Origin of the sequence: Microbacterium sp. (genome assembly GCF_036566905.1) — a bacterium.
Taxonomy (GTDB): Bacteria; Actinomycetota; Actinomycetes; order Actinomycetales; family Microbacteriaceae; genus Microbacterium.
Window position 1 is genome coordinate 1 of the sequence record NZ_DATCVK010000239.1, and the last position, 20,742, is coordinate 20,742.

General features: G+C 70.2%; 12 protein-coding genes. 7 read left to right on the forward strand and 5 right to left on the reverse strand.

What is annotated here, in order from left to right; translation table 11 throughout:
* From VIP82_RS21980 to VIP82_RS21990, 3 genes are all read left to right on the forward strand, one after another.
* Positions 1–428: nucleotide-binding domain containing protein (locus VIP82_RS21980; RefSeq protein ID WP_331912591.1), on the forward strand; the 428-nt coding region annotated here is incomplete at its 5' end.
* Between the two features lie 232 nt (positions 429–660).
* On the forward strand, positions 661–1,002 hold the full coding sequence (locus tag VIP82_RS21985; RefSeq protein ID WP_331912593.1) for a nuclear transport factor 2 family protein: 342 nt from the start codon (positions 661–663) through the stop codon (positions 1,000–1,002).
* Positions 1,003–1,133: 131 nt separating this feature from the next.
* Positions 1,134–3,485, forward strand: a complete 2,352-nt coding sequence (locus VIP82_RS21990) for a transglycosylase domain-containing protein (RefSeq protein WP_331912595.1) — start codon at positions 1,134–1,136, stop codon at positions 3,483–3,485.
* 40 nt (positions 3,486–3,525) lie between these two features.
* On the opposite strand, the gene VIP82_RS21995 is transcribed toward VIP82_RS21990, so the two are convergent.
* Positions 3,526–6,552: a glycoside hydrolase family 2 TIM barrel-domain containing protein gene (locus VIP82_RS21995; protein WP_331912597.1), complete on the reverse strand. Its 3,027-nt coding sequence runs from the start codon at positions 6,550–6,552 to the stop codon at positions 3,526–3,528.
* Positions 6,553–6,707: 155 nt separating this feature from the next.
* Here VIP82_RS21995 and VIP82_RS22000 point away from each other — a divergent pair, with 155 nt between their 5' ends.
* Complete coding sequence (locus tag VIP82_RS22000) at positions 6,708–9,578, forward strand: FAD-binding and (Fe-S)-binding domain-containing protein (RefSeq protein ID WP_331912635.1); 2,871 nt, start codon at positions 6,708–6,710, stop codon at positions 9,576–9,578.
* Positions 9,579–9,663: 85 nt separating this feature from the next.
* Here the strand turns inward: VIP82_RS22000 and VIP82_RS22005 are convergent, their stop codons facing one another.
* From VIP82_RS22005 to VIP82_RS22015, 3 genes are all read right to left on the reverse strand, one after another.
* The gene (locus VIP82_RS22005) at positions 9,664–10,671 is read right to left on the reverse strand and encodes a LacI family DNA-binding transcriptional regulator (protein ID WP_331912599.1); all 1,008 of its coding nucleotides are present in this window, start codon (positions 10,669–10,671) and stop codon (positions 9,664–9,666) included.
* 123 nt (positions 10,672–10,794) lie between these two features.
* Entirely contained in the window at positions 10,795–13,620 is a 2,826-nt protein-coding gene (locus VIP82_RS22010) for an alpha-L-rhamnosidase (protein ID WP_331912601.1), read from the reverse strand.
* Positions 13,621–13,679: 59 nt separating this feature from the next.
* Entirely contained in the window at positions 13,680–16,367 is a 2,688-nt protein-coding gene (locus tag VIP82_RS22015) for a family 78 glycoside hydrolase catalytic domain (RefSeq protein WP_331912603.1), read from the reverse strand.
* Between the two features lie 266 nt (positions 16,368–16,633).
* On the opposite strand from VIP82_RS22015, the gene VIP82_RS22020 reads away from it, so the two are divergent.
* From VIP82_RS22020 to VIP82_RS22030, 3 genes are all read left to right on the forward strand, one after another.
* Positions 16,634–17,956 (forward strand): ABC transporter substrate-binding protein, encoded by a 1,323-nt coding sequence (locus VIP82_RS22020; protein ID WP_331912605.1) that lies wholly within the window; start codon positions 16,634–16,636, stop codon positions 17,954–17,956.
* 80 nt (positions 17,957–18,036) lie between these two features.
* A complete protein-coding gene (locus tag VIP82_RS22025) occupies positions 18,037–18,966 on the forward strand; it encodes a carbohydrate ABC transporter permease (RefSeq protein ID WP_331912607.1) in 930 nt (309 codons plus the stop codon).
* A complete protein-coding gene (locus tag VIP82_RS22030; RefSeq protein WP_414684715.1) occupies positions 18,963–19,880 on the forward strand; it encodes a carbohydrate ABC transporter permease in 918 nt (305 codons plus the stop codon). The genes VIP82_RS22025 and VIP82_RS22030 overlap by 4 nt, the downstream gene beginning before the upstream one ends.
* 12 nt (positions 19,881–19,892) lie before the next feature.
* Here VIP82_RS22030 and VIP82_RS22035 read toward each other — a convergent pair whose 3' ends face one another.
* The gene (locus VIP82_RS22035) at positions 19,893–20,675 is read right to left on the reverse strand and encodes a nucleotidyltransferase domain-containing protein (RefSeq protein ID WP_331912609.1); all 783 of its coding nucleotides are present in this window, start codon (positions 20,673–20,675) and stop codon (positions 19,893–19,895) included.
* Between the last annotated feature and the right edge of the window lie 67 nt (positions 20,676–20,742).

The window sequence follows — 20,742 nt, forward strand, 5'->3', positions numbered from 1 at the left end:
CCGCAGCCGCCGCGGGCTGGCTGGTCCGGCCGCTCCCGCTCGACGGCGCCGTGCCGGCGGCCGAGGTCGTCGAGGCGCTGCGGTCGGGCCACGGGGTGGTGCTGACCTCCGACGATGCCGACACCGCGACGTCGGGCGCGCGGCCGGTGCTGGAGGCGATCGCCGAAGCCGCGGCATCCGTCATCTCCACGGTCGCGCGCGACGGCGCGGCACGACGCGTGATCGTCTGCGGCGGCGACACGTCGAGCCGCGTGACCCGCCTGCTCGGGGTCGAGTCTCTGTCGATCGCCGCGAACCCGTGGGGCAACGTCGTGCTGTTGCGCGCCCACGCCGAGGACCCTGCGATCGACGGGCTCGAGCTGCTGCTCAAGGGCGGCCAGGTCGGGTCGGACTCTCTCTTCATCGACGTGGCGGCGCTGGGCTCCTGACCCGCCGGAGCGGATGCCGGACTACGAGCGGGAGGCGCTCGTCGCCCTTCGCGACGGTGCCGCCGCGACCCTGCTGAGCCGTGGCTTCTCGTCACCCGTGAACGGGTCGTAGCAGCCGGACGTTCCGTGCACGGCGACGCGACCGTCGCGACGGAATCCACGACGCGGGACGGGACCGGTCGGCACCGGTGACCCCCTGTCGCGGCGGCATCGGCTCTCCTACGATCGCGACATGGTCACACCAGACAGCGTGGACGTGGTCCAGCGGTTCATGCGCGCATTCCAGGAGCAGGATCGGGCGACGGCAGAGGCGCTCATGGCGGAGGGGTTCGTCTTCACCAGCCCGCAGGACGACCACATCGACAAGCAGTCATGGCTGGAACGGTGCTTCCCGACGGCGGACCACTTCGACGCGCCATCAGAGACCCTGCAGATCGTCGAGGTGGACGGAGTCGTCCTGCATCGATACGAGTACCGCGTCGACGGCCGCCGCTGGCGGAACACGGAGGCGCTCGAGGTCCGCGACGGGCAGGTGACGTCCGCCGAGGTGTACTTCGGAGGAGCGGTCGACTGACGGCCGACCCGGTGATCGGATGATTTTCCGACACTGCCGCCGGGTGGACGACGCAAGAGTCACGCAAAGCACCCGTTTCGGAATCCGGGGCGGTCTGTCATGCTGTCTCCCACCGCACATTGGAAGTCGTCATGAAGCGGTCATCGAAGGACTCGGCGAAGGCGCCGGCGCCGCCTTACACGCGCACATTCGCCGGCGTTCTCGGTGGTCTCGTGGGGCTCGTGGTGCTCAGCGCGATAGCGGGCCTCCTGGTGGTCGCTCCCCTTGCGCCGGTACTCGCGATCTCAGGGCATGCGGCGAGTACGGCGGTGTCGCTGTTCGACGGCATGCCGAGCTATCTCGCGATCGATCGGCTCATGCTGCCGACGACGATCTACGCCCGAGACCCGGCGAGCGGGCAGGACGTCGAGCTGACCTCGTTCTACGACCAGAATCGCGTTCCCGTCACCTTCGATCAGGTCGCGCCCGTGATGTACGACGCGATTCTGGCCTCTGAGGATCCGCGCTACTACGAGCACGGCGGCGTCGACATCGTCGGCACGACCCGCGCTCTCATCAAGAACGCACAGGGCGGTGCGACCCAGGGCGGCTCATCGATCAGCCAGCAGTACGTCAAGAACGTGCTGGTGCAACGCTGCGAGCGCGACGCCGTGGCCACGGAGACGCAGTCTCGCGATGACATGCTGCGGGCTTGCTGGCTCGACGCGACCCAGGCGAGCGGGGTCGAGGGCTACCAGCGCAAACTCCAGGAGATCCGCTACGCCATCCAGGTCGAGCAGCAGTACTCCAAGAACGACATCCTCCTGGGCTATCTGAACATCGCGAACTTCGGCGGCACGACGTACGGCATCGAAGCGGCAGCCCGCTACTACTTCAGCACCACGGCGGCAGGGCTCACGCTGACCCAGGCCGCGACGCTCGCGGGCATCGTGCAGAATCCCAACACATTCCGCATCGACCGACCCACGGGGTCCATCACCGGCGCTGACGGGACCACCTACAACAAGGCCGCCGACGGCGCGATCGACGATGTGACGCCCGGCACGCTCGCGGGACTCGACTCGCTCCTCGCCGACGGCACCATCACGCCGGGGCAGCATCTCGCGGCAGGCGATGCCTACAGCGCGACCAAAGGACGCCAGCTCTACGTGCTCGACCGGATGCGCGAGGACGGGCGCATCACGGCCGAACAGTACGTCGCGGCGGCGGTGGAGCCGATCGCGCCCGCGCTGCAGCCCGCGCACGTCGGGTGCGTGGCGACGTCCGCACCCTTCTTCTGCCAGTACGTCGTGAACACCGTGCGCTCCGACCCGGACTACGCGGCGGCGTTCGGCGCGACCGCGCAGGAGCGGCAGCAGTCGCTGACTCGCGAGGGCCTGAACATCTACACGACGCTGGACTGGCGCTTGCAGAACGCATCGCAGGACGCGATGCGGCGGTACGCGCCCGAGACCGTGGCAGGCATGGACTTCGGGTCGGCGTCGGTCAGCATCGAAGCCGGCACCGGGCGCATCCTGGCGATCAGCCAGAACAACCGGTTCACCGAGGACGCCGACCTCGCCGCCACGGATCCCGCCTACACGTCGCTCGTCTACGCCGGCGATCTCGTGCACGGGGTCTCCAAAGGATTCCCGACCGGATCGACGTTCAAGCTGTTCACCCTCGTCGACTGGCTCGAGAAGGGGCATTCTCTCTCCGAGACGGTGAACGGAACCCTGCGCGCGATCCCGCGCCTCCAGGACCGATGCGAGGGCACGTGGATCAACCGTGAGAACCATGTCGTGCGAAATTTCGGGGGCGTCCCGGGCTACACCGGCACTCCGATGCAGTTCACCGCGCAATCGTTGAACAGCGGCTTCCTCGCCATGGCGGAGAAACTCGACCTCTGCGACATCGAGGACGTCACGGCACGTCTGGGCGTGACACGCGGGACCGGCGAGCCCGTGGACATCGACGGCTCCGCGGCGATCATCGGAACGAACAACATCGCACCGGTCGCGCTGGCCTCGGCGTTCGCCGCGGTCGCCAACAACGGTGTCTCGTGCGTGCCGCGCGCGATCGAGCGTGTGGTCAATGCGGACGGTGAGGAGCTTCCCGTGCCGGGCGACCGGTGCACGCGGGCGATCAGCCCTGAAGTGGCCGCCGCGGCGGCGTTCGCACTGCAGGGTGTCATGCGGCCCGGCGGCACCGGGTCGGGCGCCAACCCGAACGACGGCACGCCGATGATGGGCAAGACCGGCACGCACGAGCAGATCCAGACGTGGCTGGTCCAGTCCAACACGCGGGTGACCACCGCCGTCTGGGTGGGCAACGCCAACGGAGAAGGCGACGTCTTCCGGGCCTCGTACAACGGCCGTGTGCTGTCGACGATCCGGCTGCCGATGAGCCGCGACATCCAGGCCACGGCCAACCAGCTCTATCCCGGCGGCGCTTTCCCCGCGCCTCCCGCCGAATTGGTCGGCCGCCCACGCGCCCCGGATTGACGCCCGGCGTCCCTCGATCTCGGCGACCGGCCCCCGCGACTCAGCGCGACGCCAGCCGCACGCTCCACACTGTGTGCTCGCGCGGCACGCGGTACTGCTCGGGCAGCGCGGGGCCCACGGATGCCGAGCCCAGCCCCTGCTGCGCATGATCGATGTTGAGCCACACGCGGCCCGAGTCCACGAGCTCATGCGGCTTGGTCGCCCGATCCAGGTCGTGCGACGTCCAGCGGCGGGCGGTGAAGTCGAACCGCGGACGCCCGTCGACCCGCAGGGTCGGGATGCCGCGACCGCCGACCTCCAGCCAGCGCGTCTGCACGTGGTTGCCGTTCTCCTGCGGAACCGGGTACGGCACCTGCAGGTCGTCGATCGCCCGCTCGAACCGCCCCACGCGCGACCCTTCGAACGAGTCGACGTACGTCTCCCCGGGTCCACGGCCGAACCACGCGGCGCGCTCCGCAGCCCCGGGAAGGCCGAAGAGCAGACCGAGCCGGGGCACGAGGATGTCGCGGTGCATGTACGGGGTGTCCGTCCACGGTCCGACGAAATCGGCCTCGACATCGAGCAGCAGCCCGTCACCGTCGGCGGTCCACGTCATCGCCCACTCGACGCCGTGCGGGTGGGTCCGCGGGGCGGTGCGCCCCGACACCCGCAGCCATCCCTCGCCACCGTCGAGCTCGTCGACCCGGTGCAGCAGCCGATGCAGCTGTGTCTTGCGCCACACCGACGCCAGGTCATTGAGGTCGCCCTGTCCGTGGTCGTTCTCGGTCGGCGCTCGATAGAGGTCGAGCACCGGTCCGTCGATCTCGAGCTCGCCGAGCCGGATGAGCCGGCCCGTCACCGCATCGAAGGCACCGGGGCCCACGTCCACCGTCGAACTCCCGGCGCGCGGACGAGCCGGGGAGGCCGCACTCCGCGTGATCTCGCGCGTCGCGCCGGACGGCTCGACCGTGCCGCGTCCACCCGCAGCGGGCTGCGCGTCCCACACGCGCTGACCCCACGCGACCACATGGCCCGCCGGCGCCCACAGACGGTCGGCCCCGAGCGCGGCCTCGACCGTCAGAACGGCATCGACGGCACCGGATGCCGCGTCCGACGCCGAGGCGGCGAGGCTGCGCGTGGCGGCATCCGGAATCGCGATCTCGAGCGACTCGCCCGCGCCCGCCGGCGCGGCATCCAGCACCCCGTCTGCAACCACCGCGCCGCCGACCTCCACCGACCAGCGGAACACCAGATCCGACGTATCTCCACAATGCCGGTTGTTCATCAGGTTCACCGAGCGCGGACCCACCTCGACGGTGACGGGCTCGTGGGCCTTGGCGAGCTCCACCAGGCCGGGAGTCGGCGTGCGATCGCTGAACACGAGGCCGTGCAGGCTGAAGCGCCCGCCCCGGGGCTCGTAGTCCACGTCCTCGCCGTGCATCACGAAGGGCACGCCGTCGTCGCTCACCGAGTGGAAGCCGTGGTCGATCCACTCCCACACGAAGGCCCCGCACAGACGGTCGTGCGCACGGATGATGCGCCAGTAGTCCTGCAGCGAACCCGGGCCGTTGCCCATCGCGTGCGCGTACTCGACCAGCAGGAACGGCAGCGCACGCCGGCGCTCCTCGTCCGCCTCTGTGACACCGTCGGGCAAGGGGGCGGTGGCTCCCGCTTCCCCGAGCACCATGCCGTGCATGCTGAGGCGGCCCCCGCGCGGCTCCTCGCGGCGGCCGATCTGCTCCAGCAGCTCGAGCGACGGATACATCAGCGAGTAGAAGTCGGAGTCGCGATAACTCGGATCGCGCTCGTACAGCACCGCCCGCGAGGGATCCCGCTCGTCGAGCCAGCGCCGCATCCGGCCGAAGCCGTCGCCGGTCATGCTTTCGTTCGCGAGCGACCACACCACCACGCTGGGGCGGTTCTTGTCACGCTCGACGGTGCGCCGCAGGCGATCCATCAGCGCGTCGCGCCACTCCGGCAATGCGGGCGGGTTGCGCTCCCACCCCTCGTAGATGAACCCGTGCGTCTCGAGGTCGACCTCGACCACGACCCACAGGCCGTACTCGTCGCACAGCCGCAGGAACTCGGGATGCGGCGGGTAGTGGCTCGTGCGCACGGCGTCGATATTCGCGCGCTTCATCATCACGATGTCCTGGATCATCGTGTCGCGATCGAGCGTCCGGCCCGTGTCGGGGTGATGCTCGTGCCGGTTCACACCGCGGAACGTCGCCGGGCGGCCGTTCACCGTGAACACGCCGTCCCGGAGCTCCACCCGGCGGAACCCGACCGCCAGTTCGACCACCTCGCCACTCGAGCGCAGCGTCCCCCGGTACAGGCGTGGGCTGTCCGCGCTCCACGGCTCGACCGGAACGGTAGCGGTCTCCCCCGCCGGAATCCGGATGCCGAGCTCGGGGATCTCGACGATCGCCGCCGTCGAGGCGTCCACCCGCAGCGCTCCGAGCCCTGTGTCGGCATCGAAGTCGGCGTGCACGAAGTGGTCGTCGATGGCTCCCTCCGGGCGCGAGAGCAGCTCGACATCGCGGAAGATGCCCGGGAGCCACCACATGTCCTGGTCTTCCAGGTACGTGCCGGCCGACCAGCGGTGCACGCGCACGCACAGCACGTTCCGGCCGGGGCGCACCGGCGCGTCGAACTCGAACGGCAGGCGGCTGCCCGCCGACCAGCCGAGCTCGTGGCCGTTCAGCCACACCTTGGCGCACGAGTCGACACCCTGGAAGCGCAGCACCGCCGGGCCGAAGTCCGCGGGCACGTCGAAGACGAGCCGGTAGTCGCCCGTGGGGTTCTCGGTGGAGACGTGCGGCGGATCCAGCGGGATCGGATACGCCGTGTTCGTGTACAGCGGACCCTCTTCGGTGCCCAGCATGCGCCGCGGCGGACCGCCGGCGAGCGGCGTGAACTCCTCCAGCACCCAGTGCGCGGGGACGCGCATCTCATCCCACGCGGCATCGTCGAAGTCGTCCGCCAGGAAGTCCTCACCCGTCCCCGCTGCGGTCGGTGCGAGCCGGAATCGCCAGGTGCCGTTGAGACTCAGCACGCGGGCATCACTCAGGGCGTCGGCCCGTGGCATCCGTCGTCCCTCACCCGGCGCGGTGCTCTCCCAATACCGATCGGAGCCCGCCCCGGCAGAGAGTCCGCTATCCTGCATATCCATAGGAGTTTGCATATCCATTCTCGGTCGAATGCGATTGCAGTCTAGCTCAGCGAGGAGTCACCGTGGCAAGAATGATCCCGCGCTCGTGGTCGACACGAGCGTCGACCTCGGCGTCTGCGACCCTTGCGCCGGCGGTGGTCCCGGGAGCCATCGCTCGCACGGTCGCCGAGGCATCCCGCATCAAGACCCGCGCGATCGACCGCGTGGCGTACGCCTCCGACGCGTCTCATTTCCTGCTCACTCCGCAGGCGGTGGTGGTCGCGGCCGACGCGGCGGAGGTCGGCGCCGTCATGCGTGCGGCCACCGAGAGCCGATCGCGGCTGACGTTCCGCTCCGGCGGCACGAGCCTGTCGGGCCAGGCGTCGACGGACGGGATCCTGGTCGACGTGCGTCAGCGATTCCGCCGCATCGATGTGGAGAGCGGCGGGCAGCGCGTCCGCGTCCAGCCCGGCGCCACGGTGCGCCAGGTCAACGCCCGCCTCGCGCGCCACGGCTTCCGGCTCGGGCCCGACCCCGCGAGCGAGATCGCCTGCACGATCGGCGGCGTGGTGAGCAACAACTCCAGCGGCATGGCGTGCGGCATCACCGAGAACACGTATCGCACGCTCGAGTCGCTCGTCTTCGTGCTCCCCTCGGGCACCGTGGTCGACTCCGGAGCGCCCGACGCCGATGCCGCGCTGCGAGCGGCCGAACCGGAGCTCGTCGAGCGGCTCATGCGACTGCGCCGCCGGGTCGTGTCGAATCCGGCGTCGGTCGAGATCATCCGGCGCCGGTTCGCGATGAAGAACACCATGGGGTACGCCGTCAACGCCTTCCTCGACTTCGAGACGCCGGCACAGCTGCTCGCACACCTCATCGTCGGCAGCGAGGGCACGCTCGCGTTCGTCGCCGAGGCGACGTACCGCACGGTTCCGAACCTGCCCCGGATGGCGACCGCGCTCACCGTGTTCCCCGACCTCGACGCGGCGACGCAGGCTCTGCCGGAGCTCGTCGCGACCGGCGCGGCCACGCTCGAGCTGATGGACGCGACGTCCCTCCGCGTCGGCCAGTCGCTCGCCGGCGCACCGCGCCAGATCGCCGGCCTGACCGTGCGCGAGCAGGCCGCGCTGCTCGTGGAGTACCACGCACAGGATGAGGGCGAGCTCGCCGCTCTCGTCGACCGCGGCTCCCAGGCCCTGGCCGCGCAGCCGCTCGAGGCGGCGGCCGTCTTCTCGTCCGACGCCGTGGAGCGCGCCGCCGCGTGGAAGCTGCGCAAGGGCCTGTACGCCTCCGTCGCGGGGGCGCGTCCGAGCGGCACCACCGCCCTGCTCGAAGACGTCGTGGTGCCTGTCGAGCGCCTCGCCGCCACCTGCGAGAGCCTGCAGACGCTGTTCGACCGGTACGCCTATCGCGACAGCGTGATCTTCGGCCATGCCAAGGACGGCAACATCCACTTCATGCTGACCGACCGCTTCGAGTCGCCGGATCAGCTCGCCCGCTACTCGGCGTTCACCGAAGACATGGTCGACCTCGTGCTCGACGCCGGCGGCAACCTCAAGGCCGAGCACGGCACAGGCCGCGTCATGGCGCCGTACGTGCGCCGCCAGTACGGCGACGAGCTGTACGACGTCATGCGCGAGCTGAAGACGCTGTGCGACCCGAGCGGCATCCTCAACCCGGGCGTCATCATCGGCGACGACCCCGAGGCGCACCTGCGCGACATCAAGCTCGCCGACCCGATCGAGCCCGAGGCCGACCGCTGCGTCGAGTGCGGCTACTGCGAGCCCGTCTGCCCCAGCAAGGATCTGACCCTCACGCCACGGCAGCGCATCGTCACGCGCCGCGCGATCGCCCGCGCCGAGGCATCGGGAGATCACGCACTCGTGCGGGAACTCGAGCACGATTACGACTACGCCGGGATCGACACGTGCGCCGTGGACGGCATGTGCCAGACGGCCTGCCCGGTGCTGATCAACACCGGAAGCCTCGTCAAGCGGCTGCGGCGCGAGGATGCCGCACCCGCGGCGAGCGCCGCCTGGAAGGGCGCCGCGCACGCATGGGGCGCCGCCACACGCGTCGCGAGCGTCGGGCTGACGCTCGCCGACCACCTGCCCGCCGGGATCGTCACCGCTGCGACGGACCTCGGCCGCGCCGTGCTGGGCGCCGACACCGTGCCGCGGTACTCCGGCGACCTCCCCGGCGGTGGCCGGCCCCGCTCACGCCTCGGCGGCAGCGTCGGCTCGGGCGAGGGCGCACCCGTCGCCGTGTACCTGCCCGCGTGCGTCAACACGATGTTCGGCGCGGCGGGCGACGGCATCGGCGTGACCGAGGCGTTCCGCCGCCTGGCGGAGCGCGCCGGGGTGCGGCTCGCAGTGCCGGAGCACGTCGACTCCCTGTGCTGCAGCACGCCGTGGACGTCGAAGGGGTACGCAGGGGGACGCGAGGTCATCGCCCGGCGGGTGGCCGCGTCGATCGCCGAGGCGTCACGCGGCGGCGAGCTGACGATCGTGACGGACGCCTCGAGCTGCACCGAGGGCTTCGTCCACCTGCTGGCCGACGCCGGCGTCGACGCGCGCGTCGAGGACGCCGTGTCCTTCGCCGAGCGCGTGCTGCTGCCTCGTCTGGGCACCGTGACGCCGCACGTCGGCACGCTCGCCCTGCACCCGACGTGCTCGTCGACCCAGCTCGGGCTCGACCCGTCGCTGCGCCGGGTCGCCCGCATCGTCGCGGTCGAGGTCGTCGTGGCGGACGCGTGGTCGTGCTGCGGCTTCGCCGGCGACCGCGGGATGCTGCATCCCGAGCTGACCGCGTCGGCCACGGCGGCCGAGGCGGCCGAGGTGCGAGCGCTCGACGCCGATGCGCACGCGTCGTGCAACCGCACGTGCGAACTGGGCATGACCCGCGCGACCGGGTCTGATTACCGCCACGTGCTCGAGCTGCTGGAGGAGGCGACGCGCCCGTAGTGGGCGCGTCTGGGCGGTTCGTCTCATCGGCGCGCGCTCAGCGAGCGCGCGGGACAGCGACGCCCCGTCGCCGGCGCGGGTCCGCTCAGCCGGCGGTGGACTCGCGCACGACGAGCTCGGGCTGGAACCGCACGGTGCGGTCGTGGTCGCCGTCGGGGTCCTCGATGTCCTTGAGGAGCAGGTCGACCGCCGTGTAGCCGATGAGGTGCGCGGGCTGGCGGATCGAACTGAGCGGCACGACGGTCGCCGACGCGAAGTCGATGTCGTCGTACCCGATGAGCGCGATGTCGCGCGGCACCTGCAGGTCGGCCATCAGCGTGAAGGCCTGCAACGCACCGACCGCGAGCAGATCGTTCGCCGCGAACACCGCGTCGGGCCGGTCGGCCGCGGCACGTCCTCGCAGCAGCTCGCCCGCCTCGCGCCCCTGCAGCACCGACAGCGCCGACATCTCGATGACCTCGAGCGTCGCACCCGGCACCTCGGCGACCGCGCGGCGAGCGCCTTCGAGCCGGTCGGCGACCTGGCGGAGCGAACGCGGGCCGCCGATATACGCGATGCGCCGGCGACCGGTCGACAGCAGGTGCGACACCGCGAGGTAGCCGCCCTCGACGTCGTCGACCGAGACCGATCCGAACGCCCGCTCCGAGTCCTCGTGGTCGACAAGCACCACCGGCACGCCACCGCTCTGCAGGCGCGCGAGCCGTTCGAGATCGCGGTCCACGGGCGTGACCAGCACGCCGTTCACCCGCTGCTCGCGGAAGAGCTCGAGGTAGGCGTCCTCACGGTCCGAACGCTCGTCGCTGTTGCCGAGCAGCACGCTCATGCCCGACTCGGCGGCGCGATCCTCGGCGCCGCGGGCCACCTCGGCGAAGAACGGGTTGCCCGCGTCGAGGACGATGAGCGCGACGCTGCGGCTGCGTCCGGCGCGGAGCTGGCGCGCGGCGTCGTTGCGGACGAAGCCGAGCTCCTCGATCGCCTGCGTGACGCGTTCGACGGTCGCCGGCGACACCTTCTCGGGGCGGTTGAGCACGTTCGAGACCGTGCCGACCGACACGGATGCCGCGGCCGCGACATCCCGCACACTCACCACCATGGCACCCCCCTGACGAGACTCTGCTGTCCGCGAGTGTAGGGCACGGGCACGCGGCAGCGACGACGGGGCTGGGGTGAAGCCCCCGTGCCCGGGGAAGCGGTCGCCCGCCTCCCCGGTCCGCATTCAGGCATCGACCGTCGCTCCCTCGCGCTGCGCCGACAGCTCGGCGAGGCGCTCGGCGATGTCGCGCTGCGTGTCGGGGCCCGCGTGCATGAACAGCGCCTCACCGAGTTCGCGGCGCTCCGACCACTTCGTGTTCGTGCGGAACGCGTGAGCCGACTCGGGGTCGGCCGCCTCGAGCACCTCACCGATGGCACGGTAGGCGTCGCGGTCGTCGATGACGGCGGCCAGGGTCGAGTCGAGACCGATGCGGGATGCAGCGGACGGCTGCACGGCATCCTCCACCTCCCATTCGTGGGTTCCCGAACCGACCTCGAGCTCACGCCCGTCGGGCAGCACGACGGCGGCCGTCGTGTTGGGCGGGACGACCGCCTCGATGCGGATGACGCCGTCGACGCGGCTCCAGCCGGCACGCGCGGTGCCGTACGGGGTGAGGTGCTCGGCCCACGCATGGTCGAACTCCGCGAGCGGGTGCGGCTGGATGCGCAGCCGGGCGTATCCGGGAGCATCGGGGGCGAGCCCGGCGACGACGCGGTGCAGCCAGTCGCCGATCGCGCCCAGCGCGTAGTGGTTGAACGACGTCATCTCACCCGGGTTGATCGAGCCGTCCGGGAGCATGGAGTCCCAGCGCTCCCAGATCGTGGTCGCGCCCATCGTCACCGGGTACAGCCACGACGGGTTCTCGGTCTGCGTGAGCAGGCGGCGGGCCGTCTCGAGGTGGCCGGTGCGGGTGAGCGCGTCCTGGATGATCGGCGTGCCGACGAATCCCGTGCCGATGCGGTACCCCGACAGTCGCGTGAGCTCGGCGAGCCGGCCGCCGAGCGTCTCCTGCTGGTCGGCGGGCGCGATGTCGAACACGATCGCCATCGCGTACGCGGTCTGGGCGTCCGACATCATGCGTCCCGCGGGCGTCACGTACTCGGCCAGGAAGGCGGTGCGGACCTCTTCGGCGATCTCCGCGTACTGCCGTGCCTCGTCGTCCTTGCCGAGGAGCGCCGCGGCACGGGCGACGGCATCGGCCGACCGGAAGAGGTACGCGGAGGCCACGATGTCGGCATCCGTCTTGGCGTTGGCGGGGAGGTGGGGCGGCGCGTCGGGGTCGAGCCAGTCACCGAATTGGAACATGCCCTCCCACAGGCGGCGCGGGCCGGCGAGGTCGATGAGCACGTCGGCCCAGCCCTTCATGCTCGGGTACTGGCGCTCGACGGTCGCGACGTCGGCGTAGCGCTCGTGGAGCACCCACGGGACCACGGTGGCCGCGTCCCCCCAGGCGGCGGCGGGGCGGGCGATGCCGAGCGCATTCGGCACGACGAAGGGCACGACGCCGTCGACCTGCTCGATCGCGAGATCGCGCAGCCACGAGTCGAGGAACCCGCGCACGTCGTACAGGAACGACGCGGTGGGCGCGAACACCTGGATGTCGCCCGTCCAGCCCAGGCGCTCGTCGCGCTGCGGGCAGTCGGTCGGCAGATACAGGAAGTTGCCGCGCAGGCCCCAGACGATGTTCTCGTGCAGCTGGTTGACGAGCGGATGCGATGCCTCGAACCAGCCGGTGCGCTCCATGTCGCTGTGGATCACGACGGCGACGATCGCCGACGGGTCGAACTCACCCGGCCAGCCCTCGACCTCGGCGTAGCGGAACCCGTGGAACGTGAACTCGGGCTCCCACTCCTCGACGCCTTCGCCCGACAGCGTGTAGTGGTCGGTCGCCGCGGCGGCCCGCAGCGGTCGGGTGCCGAGCTCGCCGTGCTCGAGCACCTCGGCATGCCGCAGCGTGATCTCGGTGCCCTCCGCGCCGGCTACCCGCAGCCGCAGCCGGCCGACCAGGTTCTGTCCGAAGTCCAGAACCGTCCTGCCGCCCGGCGTCGTGATGACCTCCTGCACACTCAGCTCCTCGAGGCGCCGCACGAACGGCGAGACCCGCGCTTCGGGCGTGTGGATCGGCTCGCGTTCGGCGGCCGCCACCCAGCCGTCTGCGGTGTACCCGGCCTCGGCGAAGCCACGGCCCTCGGCGTCGACGAGCGCCAGCCGGGCGTCGTAGTCCTCGCCCGCGTAGAGCCCGCTGGCGGTGATAGGTCCGGTCGACGCCCGCCATGAGGCATCCGTCGCCACCCACTCGCTCGATCCGTCGGCGTATTCGACGAGCAGCTGCGCGGCGAACCGCGGCTGGTCGCCGTACAGCGGACGTGCCCCGTCGCGGAAGCCGAAGCGTTCGGTCGCCCACGCCCCGGCCAGCCGCACGCCGATCGCGTTGCGCCCCTCGGCGATGAGAGCGGTGACGTCGGTCGTCTCGTGGATCGTCCGCTGCTCGTACGGCGTCCAGCCCGGCTTCATCACCTGGTCGTCGACGTCGACCCCGCCGATCGCCACCTGGTACACGCCGACGGCGGTCGCGTAGAGCGTGGCGCGGGTGACCGCGCCGGTCGCCTCGAACTCGGTGCGGAAGTACGCGGGCTGCGCCGTCTCGGACGGCGATGCGAGTCCGATGGTCGCGGCCTGCCACTCGTCGTCGCCGAGGAAGCCGGCGACGACGCCGCGGGGCGCGCTCCACGCACCTTCCGCGCCGTCTTCGCCGGTCACCCGCACCCGCAGCGACACCTGCTCGCGCGGCGTCAGCGGAGCGAAGGGCCAGGCGATGCGGGTGGACGCACGGCCGTCGATGTGGTGCGTCGACAGCTCGCCGTCGCGCGTGATCTCGATGTCGGCGCCGGCCTGCAGCCAGTCCGGCGTCGTGGTCTCGGTGCGCCAGCCGAGCTCGGGCGCGGGCGACGCGACGACGTCGCTGCCGTGCGGTGCGTCGATGACGATGTGCGGAACGGGGCTGCTCATGGCACTCCTCTGAGGATGGTCGGTGTGGTGGGGATTGTCTGGATGGACGGATGCCGCGATCAGGCGGGCACGACGGCGCCGGGTGCCGCGACCGCGGGGGCGGTGACGACGATGCGGTGCGTGCCGTGGTGGAGCTCGGCGGGCACCGGGGCATCGCCGACGGTGGCGGTCGACTCCGCGGTGACGGGGAGATCGAGCAGCGCACGCGCGCCGAACGGCACCTCGAGCGTGGCTTCGAACACCCCGCCGTCGACGCGCCAGTCGATCGCCAGGCGACCCTGCGGCGTGTCGATCGAGGCCGATGCGTGCGACAGCCCGACGGCGGGCCGCGGAGCGACGTGCACGGTGCGATACCCGGGGTCCTCTGCATCGGGAGCGAGCCCCGCCACCGTCCGGTACACCCAGTCGATCATCGCCCCGTAGGCGTAGTGATTGAACGAGAGCATGCCGGTGTCGTCCTCGGACGCGTCCTCGGTCGGCAGGGCGTCCATCGCGCCGGAGTGGATGCTGCCGTCCGGCAGGATCGCGTCCCAGCGCTCCCACACCGTCGTCGCACCGCGGTCGACCTGGTACAGCCATGACGGCGCCTCGCGCCGGAGCAGCATGAGGTACGCCTCGTCGAGGTGGCCGCTGCGCGAGAGCGCGAAGAGCACGAGCGGGGTGCCGAGGAAGCCCGTGGCGATGCGGCCGTTCTCGCGGCGCACGTTCTCGGCGAGACCATCGGCGATCTCGGCGCGGCGCGCGGTCGGAGCGAGGCCGAACTCGAGGGCGATCGCTGCACCGCTCTGCGTGAGGACCGCCTCCTCACCCCACCGTTCGAATGTCGCCGCACCCACGCGGCCGGCCAGCGCGTCGTACTCCGCGGCGCTGTCCGCGTCTCCGAGGATCCGCTCGGCGCGGGCGAGCAGACGTGCGGAGTGCGCGTAGAACGCGTTCGACACGAAGTCGCTCGAGACCTTCGCCTCCCACGGCCGGTCGCCGGGCGCGTCGGGGTCGAGCCAGTCGCCGAACTGGAACTCGCCGGTCGGCAGCACGACGCCGTCGCCGGCCCGGCGGCGGAGGTGCTCGACCCAGCGCCGCATGCTGCTCCGCTGGCGCGCGAGCACCTGCGTCGATCCGTACGACTCGTACACCGCGAGCGGCACGATGGTCGCGGCATCCGCCCATCCGGCACGACCCATGTTCTCGGTCGGCCCGCCGCCCATCAGCATGTCCTGCGGACGGATGATGTCGGGCACGACCGCCGGCACGCCGCCCTCGTCGGTCTGGTCGATCTCGAGGTCTCGCAGCCACGACATCCAGAACGCCTCGGTATCCATGAGCGTGTTCGCCGTGGCCGCGAAGGCCTGCGCGTCGCCGGTCCAGCCGAGGCGCTCATCGCGCTGCGGGCAGTCGGTCGGCACCGAGACGAAGTTGTCGCGCTGCGACCAGAAGACGTTCGAGTGGAAGCGGTCGAGCGCCTCGTGCGACGACGAGAAGGTGCTGCGCGGGGCGAGGTCGCTCGAGATGGCGACGGCGGTCGCCGAGACGACCTCAGCGCCCTCGACGTCGGCGTAGCGGAAGCCGTGGAACGTGAAGGCCGGCTCGAGGGTGTGCTCGCCGTCGCGATCCAGCGTGTACACGTCGGTGGCCTTCGCCGACCGCAGCGCCTTCACGTGCAGGTCGCCCGATGGTTCGAGCACCTCCGCGTGGCGCACGGTGACGACGTCGCCGGCGTGCCCGCGCACCGTCAGTCGCACCCAGCCCGAAAGGTTCTGGCCGCCGTCGAGGCGCGTGCGCGCGTCATGCGCGGTCGCGTCCATGGGCAGCTCGGCGACGACACGCACCGGCGGTGCGGACCGCGGCTCGAACCGGGCCGGGTCGATGTCGACGACGGATGCCGCGCGCCAGCCGTCCGCGGCGAAACCGGGCTCGTGAACCGCAGAGTCGTCGAGGCGCAGGTCGGTCACGGTGCCGTCGTAGATGCTCGCGCTGCGGAGCGGTCCGAATCCCACCTGCCACGAAGCATCCGTCTTCGCGACGATCTCGCCGTCCGCCTCGAGCTGCGCGAGCGCGCCGGTGCGATCGCCGTAGATGGCCTGGCGCCTGGCGAACCCGAAGCTGCCGCGGTACCAGCCGTCCGCGACGGCGAGCACGATGACGTTCGCCCCCTCACGCAGCAGCGGGGTGACGTCGATCGTGTCGATCAGGATGCGTTCCTGGTACGAGGTCCAGCCCGGGGTGAGAAGCGCATCGGTGGCGCGCGCGCCGTTGATCCACGCGTCGACGAGGCCGAGGGCGCTGAGGCGCAGGCGCGCCGACGCGGGTACGCGATCGAGGGTGAACTCGGTGCGCAGCAGCGGGACGGGTCCGTCGGCGGGGGTGTCGGTGCCGATGACGGCTGCCTCGAGCTCAGGCCCGTCGAGGCCGGCCTCGACCACGAGCGGCTCGCTCCATCCACTCCAGCCGGTCGTCGTCGCGACCCGCACCGCGAAGGCGCGGCGCTCGCGCGGAGCCGGCGATCCGGGGATCGCGACGCCCGTCGTCCGGGTGGATGCGACCGGCTCCGACGGCGTCAGCGTCGTCCCTTCCGCCCGCTCCGCGAGCTGGTAGCCGACGAGGCGAGCGGCGGGGTCGTCGGTCTCGGCGCGCCAGCTCAGGCGCAGACCGCTACGGGGCACGCCGAGCAGTCCGCTCCCGTGCTGGGTGCGCAGGCCGACAACCCGCACTGCGGAGTCGACTGCGGTGGGAGAGGGAAGAGCCGTCATGGCTGGGTCCTTTCGGCGGTCGGCCGCGTCGCCGATCCACTCGACCATCGTGAAACGATTCATGGATCTTGTCAATCGAAGTGTAGACCGTTATACGATCGTGACGGATCAGTTCCGAATCCCCTGTTGACCCCGCCCCCGAACGGACGTACCTTACGAGGGTTGAATGGTTTCAATGGCCAGAGGTCAAGCCAGCCGATCAACGAAGCACCAGGGAATCCGGCAGCGTGGGCGGACCATCCGCTCGGCTTTACAAGGAGGTAAAGATGAAGAGCTCTTCGACCCGGAGAGTGCTCCTCGCGAGTGCGGGCATCGTGGCACTCGCCGTGCCGCTGGCCGCATGCAGCGGTGGTGGCGGCTCCGATGACGGCAACGTCGAGATCAGCTATCTCACCCAGAGTGACGACGCCAACACCAACCAGGCGAAGGCGCTCATCGCGGCCTTCGAGAAGGCCAACCCCGACATCACGGTCAAGCTCGAGACGCAGCCCGGCGGCACCGAGGGCGACAACCTGATGAAGACGAAGCTGTCGACCGACTCGATGAACGACGTCTTCCACTACAACACGGGATCGCTGCTGCAGGCGCTCAACCCCGACCAGACGCTCGTCAACCTCAGCGATGAGGACTGGGTCGACGGACTCACCGACGACTTCAAGGCGGTCGTGTCGACCGACAACGGCCTGTACGGCGCCCCGTGGGGCACCTCGTTCGCGGGTGCGGTGCTCTACAACAAGAAGGTCTACGAGCAGCTCGGCCTCGAGGTCCCGACGACATGGGACGAGTTCATCGCCAACAGCGAGAAGATCAAGGCCGAGGGCAGCGGTATCGCTCCGATCCTGCAGTCGTTCGGCGACACGTGGACCAGCCAGCTGTTCGTGCTCGGCGACTTCGCGAACGTGTCGGCGCAGAACCCGGACTGGGCCGAGGAGTACACCGCCAACGACCCGAACGCCAAGTACGTCGAGGAGCCGGCATTCGCCGGGTTCGCGCACGGCGCGGAGGTCTTCGAGAAGGGCCTGCTCAACGAGGACTTCGCGTCGATGACGAACGCACAGGCGATGGGCGCGCTGGCGACCGGTGCCGGAGCGCAGTACCCGATGCTCTCGGCGACGATCTCGCAGGTGCAGCAGGACTACCCCGACAACGTCAACGACATCGGCGTGTTCGCCCTTCCCGCCGCCGACGCCGCCGACACCGCGATCACGATGTGGCAGCCGAACGGCATCTACATCGCGAAGAGCACCGAGGGCGACAAGCTCGACGCCGCCAAGAAGTTCGTGGCGTTCGCCAACTCGGACGAGGGCTGCCAGGTGCAGAACGAGGGCGGCTCCATCGCGGGACCGTACGTGACCAGCGCGTGCACGCTGCCCGATGACGTGCCCGACCTCGTCGGCGACATCCAGGCGTACTTCGACTCCGGTGCGACCGGCTCTGCGCTCGAGTTCCTCTCCCCGATCAAGGGACCGAACCTCGAGAACATCACCGTCGCCGTCGGCTCGGGCATCACTCCCGCCGAGGAGGGTGCCGCGCAGTACGACGAGGACGTGAAGAAGCAGGCTCAGCAGCTCGGACTCGAGGGCTGGTGATCCACCGCCGGATCCGCTGAGATCAGACATCACGGGGCCGGCGGCCGCACGCCGCCGGCCCCCTTCACGAAGGAGTGAACATGACGACCGCAGTCGCGCCGACGGGAGCGGCCCCACCCGCCACTGCCGGCAAGGCGGAGCCCAAGCGCAAGGGCATTCGCAGCCCCTATCCGACCTGGTTCTACATCCCCGCAGCCGTGCTGTTCATCGTGTTCTTCGCGGTGCCCACGTTCGCGTCGTTCTATTTCTCACTGACGCGCTGGACCCTGTTCGACGTCCAGTTCATCGGCTTCGACAACTTCGTCCAATTCTTCCAGGAGCCCCAGCTCGTTCAGGGCTTCGTCAACACCTTCATCTACGGCTTCACCACCTCGGCCGCCAAGGTCGTGCTCGGCCTCGCGCTGGCGCTGCTGCTGACCGGACCGATCCTCGGCAGGGGTTACCTGCGCGCCGTCGTGTTCTTCCCCGTGCTCGTCTCCACGGTCGGCGTCGGCCTGACGTTCAAGGCGCTCCTCGACCCGTTCCACGGCATGGTGAACAACGTGCTCGGCTTCTTCAATCTGCCGGAGCCCGGCTGGTACACCGACCCCAACCTCGCACTCCTCACGGTCGCCGGGGTCGACGTCTGGAAGGGCGTCGGCATCGCCACCCTCATCTTCATGGCCGGCATCGTCGCCATCCCGCACGAGTACTTCGAGGCGGCGCGGATGGACGGCGCCGGGGCATGGTCGGTGTTCCGCAACATCACCCTGCCGCTGGTGCGCCCCGCCACCGCGACGGTGATCATCCTCTCGCTGATCGGCGGCCTGCGTGAGTTCGCGATGATCTGGGCGATGACCAAGGGCGGTCCCGGGTTCACCAGTGACGTGATCGCGTCCGTGATCTACAAGCAGTACCAGGCCGGCTTCTTCGGCCTGTCCACCGCCGGCAATGTGATCCTCTTCCTCGTCGTGACTGCGGTGATGGTGCCGGTGTCGTGGTTCCTGAACAGAAGGGAGGCGGAGCTGTGACCGTCACCGAGACCCTCACGACCGCCGATGCCCGCAAGCTCCGTGGCGGCCGTCGCCCCAAGGAGGACCGACGCCCGATGACGGTGCGCCGCTGGATGCGGAAGTACCTCGTCGGGATCATCGCGATCATCGTGTCCGTCGTGGTCTTCCTCGTCCCCTTCGTGTTCGTGTTCCTGCAGTCCGCGAAGACCTCGCAGGAGGCCGGACTCGTCGAATTCAGCCTGCCGACCGAGTGGCAGTTCTGGCCGAACCTCATCGAGGTGCTGCAGAAGAACGACTACCAGGTGCTGTGGGCCTTCCTGTGGACCACGATCATCACCGTCTTCAGCTGCGCCATCATGGTCGTCTTCGCCGCAATGGTGGGGTACGTGCTGCAGCGCAAGCGCACCAAGCTGAACCCCTACATCAACTTCATGGTGCTCGCGGCCCTCATCGTGCCGCCCGCGGTCGTCCCCACGATCTGGGTGCTGCAGGGCGTCGGGCTCTTCAAGACGATCCCCGGCATGATCCTGATCGAGGCGACCTTCGGCCTGGCGTTCTGCATCCTGCTGTTCCGCGCCTTCGTCGCCACCATCCCCCGGGAACTCGATGAAGCCGCGATCATCGACGGCGCAGGGTCCATGCGGCTGTTCTTCGCGGTCGTGCTGCCGCTGCTGAAGCCCGTCATCGTCACCGTCATCGTCGTGCAGGCCGTCTTCGTGTTCAGCGATTTCCAGAACCCGCTGTACTTCCTGCCCGGCAATGACTACCCCACCGTTCAGCTCGGCCTGTACAACTTCCAGAGCCAGACCGTGAGCCAGTTCAACCTGCTGTTCATGTACATCCTGCTCACCACCGTCCCGCCGCTGATCATGTACATCTTCTTCAACCGGCAGATCGTCGCGGGCATGACCAGCGGAGCGGTCAAGGGGTGATGCGCCGTGCGTTCACCAGAACTCCGCGGGGACGGTCCCGCGGAGCCAGGCGAGTTCGTTGTCGCGGATGAACGTCGACAGCGCCTCGTCGGGGGTGAGACCGTCGCCCAGCCACTCGTCGAGGATGCGCAGCAGCTCGCGGCCCGACTCGATGTCGGGCTCGTCCACCACCTGACTCCAGCTGTCGACGAACCCGTCGGGCGTGGGCACCGAGTGCACGAGCTTCGAGATGTACTTCGGGCCGGGAAGCATGACGTGGTTCGCAGCGAGAGCCGCCCGCGCCGCGGCCAGGGCGAGGTGCAGTCCGGCGTGGCGGCGGAGGAATCCGTCGCCGCGCTCGACCGCCTGACGAAGGAAGTAGCCGCCGTACAGTCGCGCCTGCGCGACGTGCGATCGCACCCGCTCGTCCCACACGCGGTCGGGCAGCGTCGCGATCCGGGCCACCGTCTGGTCGAGGCCCGGCACCGCGCTCCACGCGATGCGTGCGCCGAGGAACGACGCACGGGTCGGGTCGTCGGCCTTTTCGACGGCCGTGGCGAGGTACGACGGGCTCGCGAGCTTGATGTCGATGTACGAGCCGGGGTAGTCGAGGTCCTGGCGCTCGACCCAGGCGAAGCGGCCACGCGCGGTCTCGGCGGCGAAGCGGTCGTCGTCCACGACGAGGTACACGTCGACGTCGGAGTCCTCGCGCTCCCTCCCCTGCGCGACCGAGCCGACGAGAACGACGCCCAGCGCACCGGGCTGGTCCTTCACCGAGTCCAGGTAGGCGGCCAGCGCCCGTTCCTGCTGCAGCATCCGTGCTCCTTCGCGTCGAATCGACTCCCACGCTATCGACACCCGATCCTCCGACGCGTACCATGCG

Bases quoted from the DNA above. Each gene is read 5' to 3' on its own strand.
- VIP82_RS22005 (WP_331912599.1), bottom strand. From the start codon at position 10,671: ATGGTGGTGAGTGTGCGGGATGTCGCGGCCGCGGCATCCGTGTCGGTC.
- VIP82_RS22020 (WP_331912605.1), top strand. From the start codon at position 16,634: ATGAAGAGCTCTTCGACCCGGAGAGTGCTCCTCGCGAGTGCGGGCATC.
- VIP82_RS21990 (WP_331912595.1), top strand. From the start codon at position 1,134: ATGAAGCGGTCATCGAAGGACTCGGCGAAGGCGCCGGCGCCGCCTTAC.
- VIP82_RS22035 (WP_331912609.1), bottom strand. From the start codon at position 20,675: ATGCTGCAGCAGGAACGGGCGCTGGCCGCCTACCTGGACTCGGTGAAG.
- VIP82_RS22015 (WP_331912603.1), bottom strand. From the start codon at position 16,367: ATGACGGCTCTTCCCTCTCCCACCGCAGTCGACTCCGCAGTGCGGGTT.
- VIP82_RS22010 (WP_331912601.1), bottom strand. From the start codon at position 13,620: ATGAGCAGCCCCGTTCCGCACATCGTCATCGACGCACCGCACGGCAGC.
- VIP82_RS21995 (WP_331912597.1), bottom strand. From the start codon at position 6,552: ATGCCACGGGCCGACGCCCTGAGTGATGCCCGCGTGCTGAGTCTCAAC.
- VIP82_RS22000 (WP_331912635.1), top strand. From the start codon at position 6,708: ATGATCCCGCGCTCGTGGTCGACACGAGCGTCGACCTCGGCGTCTGCG.
- VIP82_RS21985 (WP_331912593.1), top strand. From the start codon at position 661: ATGGTCACACCAGACAGCGTGGACGTGGTCCAGCGGTTCATGCGCGCA.
- VIP82_RS22025 (WP_331912607.1), top strand. From the start codon at position 18,037: ATGACGACCGCAGTCGCGCCGACGGGAGCGGCCCCACCCGCCACTGCC.